Origin of the sequence: Vibrio sp. R78045, from assembly GCF_042466085.1 — a bacterium.
Taxonomy (GTDB): Bacteria; Pseudomonadota; Gammaproteobacteria; order Enterobacterales; family Vibrionaceae; genus Vibrio; species Vibrio cyclitrophicus.
This window is the reverse complement of the sequence record NZ_JAXHBS010000008.1, coordinates 864,355-881,349: the sequence shown is the minus strand read 5'-3', so window position 1 is coordinate 881,349 and position 16,995 is coordinate 864,355. Positions and strand designations below refer to the sequence as shown.

Genomic DNA, 16,995 nt, shown 5'->3' with positions numbered 1-16,995 from the left:
AAAAAAGCGAATTATTAAGTATGGCAACTGATCCAAGACAACTTTTGGTAACTTGTGCGCTTCCGTACGCTAACGGCTCTATTCACCTTGGTCATATGCTTGAGCATATCCAAGCTGATATCTGGGTTCGATACCAGCGTCTACGTGGCAACACTGTAAACTTCATCTGTGCTGACGATGCTCACGGCACGCCAATTATGCTTAAAGCTCAACAGATGGGTATCACACCAGAAGAGATGATCGCTGCTGTTAGTGAAGAGCACCAAAAAGACTTCGCTGGCTTTGATATCAGCTTTGATAACTACCACAGCACACACAGCGAAGAGAACCGTGAACTGGCTTCTCACATCTACCTAGAACTTAAAAAGAACGGCTTCATTTCTAGCCGTACTATTTCTCAGCTTTTCGACCCTGAGAAAGAGATGTTTCTACCAGACCGCTTCGTAAAAGGTACTTGCCCTAAGTGTAAATCAGAAGACCAGTATGGTGATAACTGTGATAACTGTGGTGAGACATATAGCCCAACTGAACTGATTAACCCTAAATCAGCGGTTTCTGGCGCAACTCCAGTAATGAAAGACTCTGAGCACTTCTTCTTCGACCTACCTCAGTTCGAAAGTATGCTTAAAGAATGGACTCGTTCTGGCTCTCTACAGAATGAAACTGCAAACAAAATGCAGGAATGGTTTGAGTCTGGTCTGCAACAGTGGGATATCTCACGTGATGCACCTTACTTTGGCTTTGAAATCCCAGGTGAAAAAGACAAGTTCTTCTACGTATGGCTAGACGCACCTGTTGGCTACATGGCTTCTTTCAAGAACCTATGTGACAAGCGTGACGATCTAAACTTCGATGAATACTGGAAGAAAGACAGCACAACTGAGCTTTACCACTTCATCGGTAAAGACATCGTTTACTTCCACAGCCTATTCTGGCCAGCAATGTTAGACGGCGCAGGCTTCCGTAAGCCAAACAACGTATTCGTGCACGGCTACGTAACAGTGAACGGTGCAAAGATGTCTAAGTCGAAAGGCACATTCATCAAAGCAAGCACGTACCTAAACCACCTAGACCCTGAGTGTCTGCGTTACTACTACGCAGCTAAGCTAAACAGCCGTATCGATGATTTAGACCTTAACCTTGAAGACTTCACTCAACGTGTAAACGCTGATGTAGTAAACAAGATTGTTAACCTAGCTTCTCGTAACGCTGGCTTCATCACTAAACGTTTTGAAGGCAAGCTAGCTGCTGAATTTTCAGAACCTGAGCTATACAACGAATTCGTTGCTGCTGCTGAGCGTATCGGCGAGCTATACGAAACTCGTGAGTTCAGCCGTGCTATCCGTGAAATCACTGCACTAGCGGATAAAGCTAACCAGTACATCGATGAGAAAGCACCTTGGGTTCTTGCAAAAGAAGAAGGTAAAGAGAAAGAGCTTCAAGAAGTTTCTTCTGTTGGTATTAACCTATTCCGCGTACTAATGGCTTACCTGAAACCAGTAATGCCAGAGCTTGCAGCTCGCACTGAGGCTTTCCTAAACGAAGAGCTAACGTGGGAAGCGATTGCGACTCCGCTAACTGATCACGAGATCACTAAGTTCAAAGCGCTATTCAACCGCATTGATCCTAAGAAAGTGGAAGCAATGGTTGAGTCTTCTAAAGAAGATGCAGCCACAGAGGCAGCAGCGAAAGAAAAAGCAGAAGCTGAAAAAGAACAAGCAAGCCAAACTGAGCTAGACAAAGAGCCAATCGCAGACGAGATTGAGTTCGATGCCTTTGCTGCAGTAGACATGCGTATTGCTCGTATCATCTCTTGTGAAGAAGTACCAAAAGCGAACAAACTACTAAAGTTCCAACTGGACATCGGTGGTGAGACTCGCCAAGTATTCTCTGGCATCAAATCAGCATACAAACCTGAAGAGCTAGAAGGCAAGCTAACCGTAATGGTAGCTAACCTAAAACCTCGTAAGATGAAGTTTGGTATGTCTGAAGGCATGATCCTGGCAGCTGGCCCTGGCGGCAGCGACCTGTGGATCCTTGAGCCACACGAAGGTGCTCAACCTGGTATGCGTGTAATGTAATTCTGGCTTCAGTCAGATAACAAGCACTCATCACTAAATCCCTAATGCATTTTTAACTTGAAAGAGTTAATCAGCATTGGGGATTTTTTATATCTACCGAAAATAAGCGTTCTCTGTTAGAGTCGCCGTCAACTATGCTATGTAGAGTAGAAATTAGTTTGTCGACGATAAACACCTCTTTACTCTAAAACCCTTTTTAGGAATCCCCAGTGACTAACAACGAAATCTTGCGTCGTATTCAACACGCACTAAACCTTAAAAATGCACAAATCATCAAAGCTATCGAACAAGCTGATGTGACCGTTGCTCATGACCAAGTGATTAACTGGCTAAAAGACGACAACGACAAGTCATGCTCTAAGATGAAAGATAAAGAGTTAGCGGTATTCCTAAATGGTTTCATCAACCTTAAGCGTGGCAAGAAAGAAGGCGAGCAACCTAAACCTGAAGTTGCACTGACGAACAACATGATCTTCATGAAGCTTCGTATCGCATTAAACATGAAAGCAGAAGATGTTTTGGACGTACTAGAAGTAGTTGGCATTAGCTTGAGCAAGTACGAAATTGGCGCTTACTTCCGCAAGCCAGAGAACAAGAACTACAAAGTATGTGAAGACCAGCTACTTTGCGATTTTCTAAATGGCGTGCAATTTACTAACCGTCCAGACTCAGAAGAGTTTGCAGGGTAAGTTACTGCCTATTGATAAGTTTTCACCAACTATCGATGAATAAAAAGCGGCGAGATAATTTGATTATCTCGCCGCTTTTTCGTTTTCTTTACGTCACCGACTAAACAGGAGCAACAATAGTAAACCTATGGCTTAGCTGTCGTCTTCAGTGAAGTTCGTTGGTAATGTCGTTTTCATTTCATTCCAAACTTGTGCACTTGCGATGCCGTAGTTACGAATCACTAATGGCAAGTTTTCACGTTGGCCGCTCTCGCAGATAATGAACAACTCTTTATAGAAGTCCATCGCCAAGCGTCGAGCTTCTGGGTTAGAGAAGTAGTAACTGCCAATTCGGTCATACAATTTACGCACACCATTAAAAATCAGGCCATAGATTTGGTTGCCTGAGTGAAATGCCAGGCGTTGGAAAAGCATGTAGTCATAAAAGTTAAAAGTCTTCGCGATTAGTATCGTCTGACGTTTCGCTTCATCTTTTTCTACATCTTCTTTCACTGATTGTTTGATCTTATCAGCATAAGGTGAAGACTCTAAAAACTCGTCCCACGTTGGTGCCGCAAGTAGCGCTTCGCAAGATTCAATCACATTACTGATCGTACGCTCTGAAGCTTCTTTATTTGATTTGAATGCGTAACGCATAAAGATAGGGCTGATATTCGTTCGAGCAGCAAGCAAGTCTTCTACCATCTTACTTGCATTATCCACGTCCAACGTCATCAATGTATCGAGAATATGAAGACCTGAGGTTTCCATAAACTGATTAACTTTCGTTGGCTTGCCATGTTGGATTGTCAACCAACCATCACGTGCAAGACGCTGAAGTACTTCACGAAGCGTAGTCCGTGTAACGCCAATCAGCTCGGAAAGCTCACGCTCTGCTGGCAAGATAGAACCTGGAGGGAAACGGCCATTCCAAATACTTTCAATAATATACTTCTCTGCAAATCCTGCCGGGCTCTTCGCCTTAATGACCATCTACACTTCAATCCAATTTAATTATTCTGTTTTAATTTACTCATCATACCACTAGTCACACCTAGCGGAAACACCCTCAAAAGTTTTACTCCCCCAAAACACGAGTAGAGTTAAAACTCTAAAGTTCAGCACACGTTTGCAACTTAGCTTTAGAAAGCAAGCAACTACAAACCACCATTTCAACAAATTATTAACACAACAAATTTCCTTTTAAATCAATGATTTTGGTCATATTTTTAAAACCACTAAATTGCAATGTTAAGTTGTAATAATCATATATAAACCGCTTCTATCATGTAAATTTCAATCATTTCGCTCAAATATTGATTCTAGTCGGTTTTTATCACATTTTAAGTGGTATGCTTGCGCTACTTTGATCGCGTTTCTCGATAAAAAAGGGGTATTTTTAGTGCAGCAGGGCTTTTCCTGTTGACTAAATGTTATCTAAGAGTAGAGTTGCGCTCAAAAATTAGCAGTGCTTGAGTTTCTAAGGGAGTGACTTGGCAAGACCACAGAACATTACATGGAATGTAGTTTTTCTAAGTCACTGTTAGTTATGTGTTTTAACAAATACATAACTCGATTCTCAAATGTTGTATTGCTTGTCTATTCATAATCAACATAAAAGAGTATTAACATGCCGATGTCTCTCGGAAACGCTTTTATCAAGAACTTCCTTGGTAAGGCTCCTGATTGGTATAAACTTGCCATCATTTCCTTTTTAATCATCAACCCGTTTGTTTTCTTCCTAGTTGACCCATTTGTTGCGGGCTGGCTATTGGTGGTTGAGTTTATTTTCACGCTAGCTATGGCGCTAAAATGCTACCCTCTTCAACCTGGTGGTTTATTAGCAATTCAAGCCATCGCCATTGGTATGACCAAGCCTGAAATGGTTTATCACGAGCTACAAGCAAACCTTCCTGTATTACTCTTATTGGTGTTCATGGTTGCTGGTATCTACTTCATGAAAGAACTGCTTCTGTTCATTTTCACGAAGATACTGCTCGGCATCCAGTCCAAAGTTTTACTCTCTATTGCGTTTTGTGTTGCCGCTGCTTTCTTGTCTGCCTTCCTAGATGCACTGACAGTAATCGCGGTCGTTATTAGCGTTGCAGTTGGCTTCTACTCTATCTACCACAAAGTAGCATCAGGTAAAGGCACAACGTCTGCGCACGATCATACTCATGATGAAGAGATCTCCGAACTAACACGTGATGATTTAGAAAACTACCGCGCTTTCTTACGTTCACTGCTTATGCACGCTGGTGTTGGTACCGCGTTAGGTGGTGTAATGACTATGGTAGGCGAACCGCAAAACCTAGTAATTGCTAAACAAGCAGGTTGGGAATTCGGTGAGTTTATTATCCGTATGCTACCAGTAACACTGCCTGTATTCGTCTGCGGTATTCTAACTTGTGCGCTTGTAGAGAAATTCAAAGTGTTCGGCTACGGTGCAAAATTGCCAAATAACGTTCGCCAAATCTTAGTTGAGTTCGACAACAAAGAACGAGCAAATCGTACCAAGCAAGACGTTGCAAAACTATGGGTTCAAGGTGCAATCGCAGTTTGGCTTATTGTAGGCTTGGCGCTTCACGTCGCTGAAGTGGGTTTGATCGGTCTTTCAGTTATTATTTTAGCAACGGCATTTACTGGCGTTATCGAAGAGCATTCAATGGGTAAAGCCTTTGAAGAAGCGCTACCATTTACAGCACTTCTGGCTGTCTTCTTCGCTGTAGTTGCGGTAATCATCGACCAATCACTATTTAAGCCAGTGATCGATGCAGTACTTCACGTTGAAGATAAAGGCGCACAGTTAGCCCTCTTCTATGTAGCCAACGGTATCTTATCGATGGTTTCGGATAACGTGTTCGTAGGTACGGTTTACATCAACGAAGTGAAAACAGCGCTCGTTGAAGGCATCATAACTCGTGACCAATTTGACTTACTTGCTGTTGCTATCAACACAGGTACTAACTTACCTTCGGTTGCTACACCAAACGGCCAAGCTGCATTCCTATTCCTATTAACATCAGCACTTGCTCCGTTAATTCGACTGTCTTATGGCCGCATGGTCATCATGGCTCTGCCATATACTATCGTGTTGGCACTGGTTGGCCTTGCCGGTATTGTGTTCTTCGTTGAACCAATGACAGCATGGTTTTATGATGCAGGTTGGATTATTCACCGAACTGGTGAAGTCATTGCTCCAGTTATCTCTGGCGGTCACTAAGCTAAACACTGTGTCACAAACCACAACAAGTATAACTAACTAATCAAAAATATTAGTTGATTAGGAAACTTATCCAAGATAAAAAGCTCTGAGTATTCAGGGCTTTTTTATTTTATAGACAGGATTAAATTCGTGAATTTTTTTGTAATGCTCAAAGACTTCTCTAAGGGACGTTTATCTTGGCTTTTATTGCTGGCTTTTATTGTATTTTTTGAAGCATGCGCTCTCTTCTTTCAGCATGTGATGATGCTTGGCCCTTGTGTAATGTGTATCTATGAGCGCGTTGCTATGCTTGCTATCGGCGTCGCGGCAATCATTGGCGCTGTTGCTCCTAATAACCCAGTATCACGCTGGCTAGGCCTCGCTGGTTGGGGATTTGGTGCTTATAAAGGTTTAATGCTTGCGTTAGAGCACGTTGACTACCAGTTTAATCCGTCTCCTTTCGCTACCTGTGATTTATTCGTAACCTTCCCTAGTTGGGCACCATTAAACCAATGGGCCCCGTGGATGTTCGAAGCTTACGGCGACTGCAGTAAAGTCGTTTGGCAACTCTTAGACCTGTCGATGCCTCAATGGCTAGTGATTATCTTTGCCGGTAACTTAATTGCTTGTGGTTTTGTTATCATTTCTCAATTTTTCAAATCGAAAAACGATTAACACTAGATCATTTAAAATAGAACAACAAAAAAGTCGACCACAAGGTCGACTTTTTTATCGCTTAAGCTTTTTATCACTTAAAGAATGTCTGTCACTCAGCTGAGTTACTCAACAAGCCGTGATTAGCTGTTTTTGCCACAGCACTGCTTAAACTTTTTGCCACTTTCACATGGGCAAGGGTCGTTGCGACCAATACCTTTGAATGGGTTCACGCTCTGCGATTTATTGCCTAACATAGCTTCATCAGCCGCCAATGCCACCTCTGAAATCATTAGATCAACCTGCCCCACTAAATCTTGAAGTGATGGTGGGTTTTCAAGCCCAGCCGCAATCATTTGCTGCTGAGTTTGTTCTTCATCAATCGCTAACATGAGAGTTGTTAGGAGCGCTTGTAACATACGCAGAGTGCCATCAGCCATCGTCACTGTTTGCCATTGCTCTTCCACAGTAGGCCAAACCATCATAAAACCTTCAGCGAAATCGGCGAACTGCTCATTAAAATCGCCATCAGCCAACACATCACTCAGTAAATATTCATTACGCTGAATTAGATTATGTTGACGGTTAATTTGCTCAGTCACCATTGAAACCAATTCTTTGCCAGCTTCAGGAGCAATGACAGCCAGCCACGCTTCTGGATCTAATGGCTTAGTCGCAAGGTTAGAAGCAAGAATTGCCCCTTCGATAAATTGAGGAGTAATGTCAGTCGTAGATTCAGGTAAGTTTAATAATTGATATGTCATGAAAGCTCTATTTATTAGATCATTTATCCCATTATAACGTTATCAGGCTTAACCTGTCGCTATTAACCGCTGAAGCCGTTATGCCGACACCTACTACACGCATAGTGACATCTCTATGATCAAACCGTACAATCACGCCTCTTAATTTTCGATACACTCAGTTTCGGTAGAGCAATATGCGAGTAATACTTGGCCCTATGGAGGGCGTTCTAGATCACCTAATGCGTGAAATTCTTACAGAGATCAATGATTACGATCTCTGTGTCACAGAATTTGTGCGTATCGTTGATCAACTTCTTCCCCCGCATGTTTTCCACCGTATTTGTCCAGAATTACTTCAGGGCTCTCAAACCATGTCTGGTGTGCCTGTCCATGTTCAGCTACTGGGTCAACATCCTAAATGGATGGCAGAGAATGCTATTCAAGCAGCAAATCTTGGCGCGAAAGGGATCGATCTAAACTTCGGTTGTCCAGCCAAAGCGGTAAACAAAAGTAATGGTGGGGCTTCATTGCTCAAAGAGCCAGAACTTATTTACCAAGTAGTAAAAGCATGCAGAGAAGCAGTGCCTGAGCATATTCCCGTTTCAGCTAAAATTCGCTTGGGTTGGGAGCACCCGGATGAGTGCTTTGAGATTGTCGACGCTATCGAACAAGCGAAAGCGGATGAACTGACTGTACATGCTCGTACCAAAGTTGGCGGCTACAAAGCCAGCGAAATCAAATGGGATTACATCAATCAAATAAGAGAGCGGACCTCTTTACCGTTGATTGCGAATGGAGAAATTTGGAACTATCAAGATGGTCAAGATTGCATTGAAACAACAGGAATCGATTCATTGATGGTTTGCCGTGGTGCTTTCAACATTCCGAACCTTGGTAATGTCGTTAAGCACAACCACCCTAAAATGCCGTGGAATAAAGTGATTGAACTTTTACTGCGCTACTCAGAGTTTCAAATTAAAGGGGATAAAGGCATGTACTACCCCAATAGAGTGAAGCAGTGGTTTGTTTATTTAAGTAAAGGCTACCCTGAAGCAAACGAACTATTTAAAGAAATTCGTACCTTTAAGAAGGCGCCACCGATAGTAGAACGCCTGCAGCTTTACCAAGAGCAACACTGCCAATTCCATTAATTCTTTAGGCACGTTTTATTCAAAAAACGCATCACTGCTTACTTACTCCTCAAAACACTTGTCCAATCGCGTGGCTAAAATTCGAGACGGTTTTTACCTGTCGTCTTAGCCACGTACAGCTTTTCATCTGCGTATTTAAATATCTCTTCGAAGTTAAGTTTGTTTTGCTCTGTTTCAACGAGACAGACACCACCTGATACTGTAAATCCATTGGGAATAACATCGGCTGATGTCGCGCAAATCGCATTTTTCACACGCTCTAACGTTCTCATCAGTGTCTCACGATCCTCGCCTTTCATGTAAACAACAAACTCTTCTCCACCAAACCTAGCTGCCACGTCACTGCTTCGAATGCTGTTATTTATCTGACGAGACATAAAGCGAATCACATCGTCGCCTTTATCATGCCCATAGGTGTCATTGATTGACTTAAAATCATCAATATCAAGCACCGTTAGAGCAAATAGTTGGTCATGCTCTACGCTTTGCCAAAACACTTCTAAACCACGTCGATTCAATAACCCTGTCATCGGATCTTTGGCAGCAAGCTCTTTAAAGTAACCGCGTTCAATATTGGAATTAACGTAAAAGAAAATGGTCACGGAGAACAGATAAACGATAATCGCAACAATTAAGCTATCTTTTTCATAAATAAAGAAATGCTCGATTTCCTTAGCTAGATTTAACTCGTAATACATCGCATGATGTGACGCGACGCCTTCTAAGGAAATCTCACGATAAAAGATTGCAGAATCGCTTGGATCCACCAGAGTCGTATCAATAATGTTCACTCTTCCCGCTAAATGCTGATTAGAAGCCTCTAACAGTTTGTCCGCATCAATATCGACAGATAGCATCCCTTGATGGACGCCTTTGTGAAATACAGGAATAGTCATACTGATAATTCGGTCCAGTGAATCGAATCGGTACACAGGCCCAGTTAACGTAAGTTGTTCTGGATTATTAGCAGTTTTTTGCCAATAAGGTCGACTTTTGATGGTGGAAAGAAGCGCCTTACTTAATCCTTTGGCAAAATTTTCAGGTGATGAAATGACATAACCACTCGCATCAATGAAGTGCACACCGTCATGATATTCATCAAGTTGAGATAGAAATGAAAGGATAGGAGCTAAAGCGATCTTCTCTGATGCACCTTTATAGCTATCGCTGCTTTCAGAGCACAACGACTCTTCACCAACCAGCATATAGTCGATGTCAACTGAAGGGATATCGCCGGTTTTACCATCTGCGAGAAGCAGGACGTCGATAGGCCAAATGCGACATAGGCCATTAACTACCTGCTTATTATGGTCGAGAAAAAGTGGATTTCCGGATTTGTAGTAGTTTGAGAAGCTGTAATCTAAAGCAGTAACCACCTTCGTCGTTCGTGTGAACACCTCTTCAATGCGATGAAACTCAACGTTGATATCTTTTTTTACCGCATCAAAATGATTCTTACCAATTAGACCTAGCAACATTATGGCGATCACGGCAGGGAATCCAAAGACAAAGCGAAGGCTAAAGTGCCTGTTTACTTTCATATAATGTGCTCTTAGTGCTCAGCTATTTTCATTTATACCATTAATATTATGGCATTAATTGTCATTTCCCTCGATGTAAAATGATGTAAATTGATATTAACGATATGACTAATGGTAAGATAACTGCTTAAAAATGAATAAAGTAGAACGCAAGCCAGATATAGAATCGATGAGTTTTGTTTATCTAAGCAAATTCAATACTGTTAACAACAATCACTTAAATACTGTCAAACAATTGATAATTAACCTTATCAACGACTGATTATCGCACGATCAATGACGGACTTCGGCAGTGTCACACCAAGTTCGCGAGCCGCGTCTAAGTTAATGACCAGTTTCGAACTCTTTGCTGTTTTAACACTTAACTTTCCAGGTTTTTGTCCGTTCAGAATCGCCGCTACATAGTCTGCAGTTTGGACACCTACGTTATAATAATCTAACCCTAAGCCCGCAATAGCTCCCTTACCAACGTAAGAAGTAGCCCCTGCGACGACGGGAGTATTCGCTTGATTCGCTGCTTCAATAAGACCTTCTATACCACTTGCAACCGTGTTATCGGTCAACGCATAGATAACATCAGACTTCTTGGCAACAAACCCTGCTTTTGATTCAACATCATCAATGGTCAACGCTTTTTCAGTATAAAGAGTAATACCAAAATCTCTCGCAGCCTCTTTCAACAAACCAACTAACGCAACGGCATTTGCTTCTGCAGGATTATAAACAACCCCAATAGAGCTTGCCTGAGGAAGAAGCTCTCTAATCAGTGAGACATGTTGAGAAACCGGAGATAAATCAGAAAGACCGGTGACATTTCGCCCCGGCATTTCCAATTGTTTAACTAGCCTTGCACCGATTGGATCGGTAACTGCCGTAAATACAATAGGAATTGAACGAGTAGCTGAGACTAACGCTTGTGAGGTCGGGGTAGCAATGCCCACTAACACATGGGGATTTTCGCTCACTAACTCTCTAGCGATCTTGGCCGCTTGGACAGGACTGCCATTGGCCATTTCGTAGGAAAACTCTAAATTTTTACCTGCTTCATAGCCTTTCGCTCTCAATCCTTCGATAAGCCCTAGACGTGTCGCATTCAGATCTGGGTGGTCAACAACTTGTGAAACCGATACTTTGGCGACGTTCGCCATTACGTTGCCAGTCCACAGCAACAACAGACAGCCTAAAACCGCTGCCAATACCTTTCTTACAGAACCCATTATCGCTCCCTACATCAAGCTCTACTCGTTATTAATCGCTCGAAGAGAACAACATCAAAATAATCACTATTGACATTATTACCAGTAACTATTGATAAGTTGAAGTGATATTTAACAAAAATACAACAAAGTTCGAGTTATGCGAGAAAAGGCCAGATTAGGTTAACTGAAAGGTAAGAAACAAAATGAATAAGGGAGTAACTAAACAACTAAAGTAGAGAACGAATCTGAGAACGAGCTACTGATGCAAAGTCGTTCTCAGACAAACGGAGGAAACAAACTGCTCTTTTAGAACCAACGCTCCATAGAGGACTTATCTAGCTGACGAAATGCGCGATTTAAAATGATCGCCAATTCTTTATAACGAGGACGTGGCTTTATTGGTTCTAAAGCAAAACCTGTCTCAGTAATTTTCTCGTGTAATTCGCGATACCACGATACTAATGCTGGTGGAAGTTGCGTGTTTGAGCGGTTGCCTAACCACCACATACCCTGAAGCGGTAAACTAATAGCGAACAAAGCCATAACCACAGCTTGCGGCATCGCTTGATAATTATTAAAGACCATTTGCGTAAGAACGCTAATAGCGGCTATTGCTGGCATCACCTTTACGCCAAAGCGCGTCGCCTTGATAATGCGTTGCTCAGGGAAAATAGCGTTTAACTCTTTTCGAACAGGCCAGAGATCCATGTACTTTTGGCCATCTTTTAAACTGCTCGCTAAACCAACTCTATTGCTCATATGAGTCTCCCGTTAAAAAAAAGTTGAAATCATCAACTAAAAACACAAAAATTTGACGAAAAATAATATTCTTTCAAATTTTTTTGTTATATTTGCACAATATCGCTATTATTTGCAGACCTCAATCTCATTGTTGCCCTTATTTACAATTTAAGCAACTCTGGGACGACTTCTGCAAGGAATGCAAGAGCCTCTTTTCTTAAAAAGTGGCTTTCACTTTAATACGGAAATTAACGTTTTTTTGACCAAGGTTAGTACGCAAGCAACAGTGCTTCGTCTATTCTTGAGATTAATTTTCATCCTTAACTGATTTCGATCAGAAAAATAAACAGGTAGTCATTAATGTCTAAGCTAGTTTTAGTTTTAAACTGTGGTAGTTCTTCTCTTAAATTTGCTGTTGTTGATGCAGAAACAGGTGCTGAGCACCTAACTGGTCTTGCTGAATGTCTTGGTCTTCCAGAAGCTCGTATGAAATGGAAACTTGACGGCAAGCACGAAGCACAACTAGGTGCGGGCGCAGCTCACGTAGAAGCACTATCTTTCATGGTAGAAACTATTCTTGCTTCTAAGCCTGAGCTTAAAGCTAACCTTGGCGCTATCGGTCACCGTATCGTTCACGGTGGCGAGCAGTTCACTTCTTCTGCACTTATCACTGATGAAGTGCTTAAGGGTATTCAAGACGCTGCGACTTTCGCACCTCTTCACAACCCAGCTCATCTTATCGGTATTGAAGCGGCTCAACAAAACTTCCCAGGCCTTAAAAACGTTGCTGTTTTTGACACTGCATTCCACCAAACAATGCCTTCTGAGTCTTACCTATACGCTCTGCCGTACAACCTGTACAAAGAGCACGGCATCCGTCGTTACGGCATGCACGGTACTTCTCACCTATTCATCACTCGTGAAGTTGCAGGCCTACTAAACAAGCCAGTTGAAGAAGTTAACATCATCAACTGTCACCTAGGTAACGGCGCTTCTGTATGTGCAATCAAGAACGGTCAATCTGTAGATACTTCTATGGGTCTTACTCCTCTTGAAGGTCTTGTAATGGGTACTCGTTGTGGTGACCTAGATCCTGCGATTATCTTCCACCTACACGATGCTCTTGGTTACTCTGTTGAAGAAATCAACAACATGCTGACTAAAGAGTCTGGTCTTGCTGGTCTAACTGAAGTGACTTCTGACTGTCGTTTCGTTGAAGACAACTACGGTGAGAAAGAAGAAGCAACTCGTGCAATGGACGTGTTCTGTCACCGTCTAGCTAAGTACGTTGCTGGTTACACTGCAACTCTAGAAGGTCGTCTAGACGCAATCACTTTCACTGGCGGTATCGGCGAGAACTCTGGCCCAATCCGTGAAATGGTTCTTAACCGCCTAGGCATCTTCGGCATCGAAGTTGACGGTGAAGCTAACCTTAAAGCTCGTTTCGGCGGCGAAGGTACTATCACTACAGCTAACAGCCGTATCCCTGCAATGGTTATCTCTACTAACGAAGAGCTAGTAATTGCTGAAGACACTGCGAAACTAGCAGGTCTTTAATTGATTTTCCTGACTAGCTTCACTCGAAGCTAGTCAGTTTTTCATATCAAGAAAATGGGGCTCAACTTCTATTCCTACCCCAATTTTAATATCGGTGGGAATAGCAGTTGAGCTTTTTTTATTTCCAATAGTTAAAGGTGTTCGTCAATGTCCCGTACTATTATGCTTATCCCTACAAGCGCTGGTGTTGGTCTTACTAGTGTTAGCATGGGTGTTCTTCGCGCTATGGAGCGTAAAGGCGTAAGTGTTTCTTTCTACAAGCCAATCGCTCAGCCTCGTAGCGGTGGTAACCAACCAGATCTAACGTCTACTATCATCAGCGCAAACAGCGACATTAAGATTGGTGAGCCAATCGCAATGACTAAAGCTGAAGCTTTGATCGGTAGTGAAAAAATGGACGAGCTTCTTGAGTCAGTTGTTGAGCAATACAACAAGATCAACAAAGACGCAGAAGTAACGCTAATCGAAGGCCTAGTTCCTACTCGTAAGCACCCATTTGCTAACCAAGTGAACGCGGAAATCGCGAAAACACTTGGTGCGGAGATCGTATTCGTTGCGACTCCTGGTACTGATAACCCTACTCAGCTTAAAGAGCGTATCGAAGTAGCATGTTCTAACTTCGGCGGTACTAAGAACAAGAACATCAAAGGCGTGATTATCAACAAGCTTAACGCTCCTGTTGATGAAGCTGGCCGTACTCGCCCTGACCTATCTGAAATCTTTGACGATGCAGATAGCGCTCAACAAGCGAACCTTGAAGTAATGCAAATCTTCAACTCTAGTCCTATCCGTGTTCTTGGCTGTGTGCCATGGAGCATCGATCTAATCGCAACTCGTGCGGTTGATATGGCTAAACACCTTAACGCTGAAATCGTTAACGAAGGTGAAATCTCTACTCGTCGTATTAAGAGCATCACTTTCTGTGCACGTTCTTTACCGCACATGATTGAGCACTTCAAGCCAGGTTCACTGCTAGTAACTTCTGCAGACCGCCCTGACGTTATCGTTGCTGCGGCTCTTGCTGCGAAAAACGGTGTTGAAATTGGCGCAATCCTACTGACTGGCGGTTACGACATTCCAGAAAGTATTGCTAACCTTTGTGCACCTGCATTCGCTTCAGGTCTACCGATCTTTAAGGCGCAAGGTAACACTTGGCAGACGTCTCTTAACCTACAGAGCTTCAACCTAGAAGTACCTGCAGACGATAAAGAGCGTATCGAGTTCGTTAACGATCACGTTGCAAGCCACATTGATGGCCCTTGGATTGATTCTCTATCTGAAGGCACTCAAGGTATTCGCCGTCTAAGCCCACCAGCATTCCGTTACCAGTTAACAGAATTCGCTCGTAAAGCGGCTAAGCGCATCGTTCTTCCTGAAGGTGATGAGCCACGTACTGTTAAAGCTGCATCTATCTGTGCTGAACGCGGTATCGCAACATGTGTACTTCTTGGTAACCCTGAAGAAATCCGTCGCGTTGCTGCACAGCAAGGTGTTGAGCTAGGCGCTGGCGTTGAGATCATCGATTCTGCTTCAGTTCGCGAAAACTACGTAGCTCGTCTAGTAGAACTTCGTGGCGCTAAGGGTATGACTGAAGTTGTTGCTCGTGAGAAGCTAGAAGATTCAGTATTCCTAGGCACTATGATGCTTGAAGCTGGTGAAGTTGACGGCCTAGTTTCTGGTGCTGTTCACACAACGGCGAACACAATCGTTCCTCCGTTCCAGATCATCAAGACTGCTCCTGATGCTTCTATCGTATCTTCAATCTTCTTCATGCTTCTGCCTGATCAAGTGCTTGTATACGGTGACTGTGCGATCAACCCAGATCCAACAGCTGAACAGCTTGCTGAAATCGCTATCCAATCTGCAGATTCTGCTGCGGCATTCGGTATCGACCCACGTGTTGCTATGATCTCTTACTCTACTGGTGAATCTGGTAAAGGTGCAGACGTAGATAAAGTACGTGAAGCAACCAAACTTGCTCAAGAGAAACGTCCTGATCTAGTGATCGACGGCCCTCTTCAGTACGACGCAGCAATCATGGAAAACGTAGCCGCTTCTAAAGCGCCTAACTCTCCAGTTGCAGGTAAAGCGACAGTATTCGTATTCCCAGACCTAAACACGGGTAACACGACTTACAAAGCGGTACAGCGTTCAGCAGACCTAGTGTCTATCGGTCCAATGCTTCAAGGTATGCGCAAGCCAGTAAATGACTTGTCTCGTGGTGCTCTAGTAGACGATATCGTTTACACAGTAGCTCTAACAGCTATCCAAGCAGACCAAGCCGCTCAAGCTGAAGAAAAAGTAATTAACTAATTTTTCTTTTGTAGAAAGCAAAAAACCCTAGATTCTTATCTAGGGTTTTTTTATGTCGAGGATTAATCTAACCTCGCCCGTGGGCTGATTCTAAATCTAGCGTTGGTCCTTTTGGTACAACTTGAGTTGGGTTGATACCTGTGTGACTGTAGTAATAGTGACGCTTTATATGGTAAAAGTCGGTCGTCTCTTTGATTCCCTTCACTTGATACAACTCTTTTAGATAACCTTGAATATGGACGTAATCAGCAATGCGCTGTTTATTGCACTTGAAATGCCCGACATAGACCGCATCAAATCGAACCAGAGTGGTAAATAATCTCCAATCTGCTTCTGTAATCTCGTTACCCGCTAGATAACGGTGCTCACTAAGGTGGGCGTCAACTTTATCTAAAGCTTCAAACAACGAGTCATACGCTTCTTCGTAGGCTTCTTGTGTTGTCGCAAAGCCCGTTCGGTATACACCATTATTGATATTCGGATAAATATAATCGTTCCACTGATCAATCTTGCTCGCTAATTCCCACGGGTAGTAATCGTCTGTGTTGCCCGTTAACTCATTAAATTCTGAGTTGAACATGCGGATAATCTCAGAGGACTCGTTACTTACAATGGTGTTTGTTTTCTTATCCCATAACACAGGTACCGTTACCCGGCCAGAGTAATCAGGCTTAGCTTGAGTGTAGATTTGGTGCATACGAGTATGACCGAACAGAGGTTCAGGTAACCCCATTTGCCAACCTTCACTCATCATGTCTGGACAGACTACCGTCACATCAATATGATCGGTTAGGTCTTTCAGCTCACGAAAGATCAGAGTTCGGTGCGCCCAAGGGCAAGCTAATGATACATATAAATGATAACGGCCGCTTTCTGGCTGAAATTGTGCGCCCGACTTGTTCTCTACCCAGCTTCGAAAGCCAGCATCTTCACGAACAAATTTGCCGCCACTTTCCTTAGTGTCGTACCAAACATCATGCCACACACCTTCAACTAACTTACCCATATCCAAACCTCTGTCATCCAAAATTTTATATACCAATCACAGTAAGTAAATGTTCAGAAATAGCGCAGAAAAAGGCTTGAGAACAAGGCAGAATTTTTCTGTTAGTAGTTATTCTACAATCAAAAATTCTAAC

Annotated in this window: 13 protein-coding genes; 7 read left to right on the top strand and 6 right to left on the bottom strand. The window is 42.9% G+C overall.

The window, feature by feature from the left end; all coding sequences use genetic code 11:
* The first annotated feature begins 20 nt into the window (after window positions 1-20).
* Both metG and SJY39_RS06490 read left to right on the top strand, forming a co-directional pair.
* On the top strand, window positions 21-2,081 hold the full coding sequence (gene metG / locus SJY39_RS06495; protein ID WP_010437233.1) for a methionine--tRNA ligase: 2,061 nt from the start codon (window positions 21-23) through the stop codon (window positions 2,079-2,081).
* A gap of 209 nt (window positions 2,082-2,290) precedes the next feature.
* Window positions 2,291-2,770: a DUF1456 family protein gene (locus SJY39_RS06490; RefSeq protein WP_010437231.1), complete on the top strand. Its 480-nt coding sequence runs from the start codon at window positions 2,291-2,293 to the stop codon at window positions 2,768-2,770.
* A gap of 132 nt (window positions 2,771-2,902) precedes the next feature.
* Here SJY39_RS06490 and fadR read toward each other — a convergent pair whose 3' ends face one another.
* Window positions 2,903-3,742, bottom strand: a complete 840-nt coding sequence (gene fadR / locus SJY39_RS06485; protein WP_010437230.1) for a fatty acid metabolism transcriptional regulator FadR — start codon at window positions 3,740-3,742, stop codon at window positions 2,903-2,905.
* Window positions 3,743-4,379: 637 nt separating this feature from the next.
* Here fadR and nhaB point away from each other — a divergent pair.
* Both nhaB and dsbB read left to right on the top strand, forming a co-directional pair.
* On the top strand, window positions 4,380-5,972 hold the full coding sequence (gene nhaB, locus SJY39_RS06480) for a Na(+)/H(+) antiporter NhaB (protein ID WP_016767668.1): 1,593 nt from the start codon (window positions 4,380-4,382) through the stop codon (window positions 5,970-5,972).
* A gap of 147 nt (window positions 5,973-6,119) precedes the next feature.
* Window positions 6,120-6,629: a disulfide bond formation protein DsbB gene (gene dsbB, locus SJY39_RS06475; protein ID WP_016767669.1), complete on the top strand. Its 510-nt coding sequence runs from the start codon at window positions 6,120-6,122 to the stop codon at window positions 6,627-6,629.
* Between the two features lie 122 nt (window positions 6,630-6,751).
* Here dsbB and SJY39_RS06470 read toward each other — a convergent pair whose 3' ends face one another.
* Window positions 6,752-7,372 carry a YecA family protein gene (locus tag SJY39_RS06470; RefSeq protein ID WP_016789287.1) on the bottom strand — a complete coding sequence of 207 codons (621 nt, stop codon included), beginning with the start codon at window positions 7,370-7,372 and terminating at the stop codon, window positions 6,752-6,754.
* A 176-nt stretch (window positions 7,373-7,548) separates the two neighbouring features.
* Between SJY39_RS06470 and dusC the strand changes: the two genes are divergently transcribed.
* On the top strand, window positions 7,549-8,505 hold the full coding sequence (dusC, locus tag SJY39_RS06465; RefSeq protein WP_080572729.1) for a tRNA dihydrouridine(16) synthase DusC: 957 nt from the start codon (window positions 7,549-7,551) through the stop codon (window positions 8,503-8,505).
* 74 nt (window positions 8,506-8,579) lie between these two features.
* Here the strand turns inward: dusC and SJY39_RS06460 are convergent, their stop codons facing one another.
* From SJY39_RS06460 to yfbV, 3 genes are all read right to left on the bottom strand, one after another.
* Window positions 8,580-10,046: a sensor domain-containing diguanylate cyclase gene (locus tag SJY39_RS06460; protein WP_010437221.1), complete on the bottom strand. Its 1,467-nt coding sequence runs from the start codon at window positions 10,044-10,046 to the stop codon at window positions 8,580-8,582.
* 251 nt (window positions 10,047-10,297) lie between these two features.
* Entirely contained in the window at window positions 10,298-11,263 is a 966-nt protein-coding gene (locus SJY39_RS06455; RefSeq protein ID WP_016783811.1) for an ABC transporter substrate binding protein, read from the bottom strand.
* 288 nt (window positions 11,264-11,551) lie between these two features.
* Window positions 11,552-12,004: a terminus macrodomain insulation protein YfbV gene (yfbV, locus tag SJY39_RS06450; protein WP_010437216.1), complete on the bottom strand. Its 453-nt coding sequence runs from the start codon at window positions 12,002-12,004 to the stop codon at window positions 11,552-11,554.
* Between the two features lie 342 nt (window positions 12,005-12,346).
* On the opposite strand from yfbV, the gene SJY39_RS06445 reads away from it, so the two are divergent.
* A complete protein-coding gene (locus tag SJY39_RS06445; RefSeq protein ID WP_010437209.1) occupies window positions 12,347-13,543 on the top strand; it encodes an acetate kinase in 1,197 nt (398 codons plus the stop codon).
* A 147-nt stretch (window positions 13,544-13,690) separates the two neighbouring features.
* Complete coding sequence (pta, locus tag SJY39_RS06440) at window positions 13,691-15,856, top strand: phosphate acetyltransferase (RefSeq protein WP_010437208.1); 2,166 nt, start codon at window positions 13,691-13,693, stop codon at window positions 15,854-15,856.
* A 67-nt stretch (window positions 15,857-15,923) separates the two neighbouring features.
* Here pta and SJY39_RS06435 read toward each other — a convergent pair whose 3' ends face one another.
* Entirely contained in the window at window positions 15,924-16,862 is a 939-nt protein-coding gene (locus tag SJY39_RS06435) for a glutathione S-transferase family protein (protein ID WP_010437206.1), read from the bottom strand.
* Window positions 16,863-16,995: the final 133 nt, after the last annotated feature.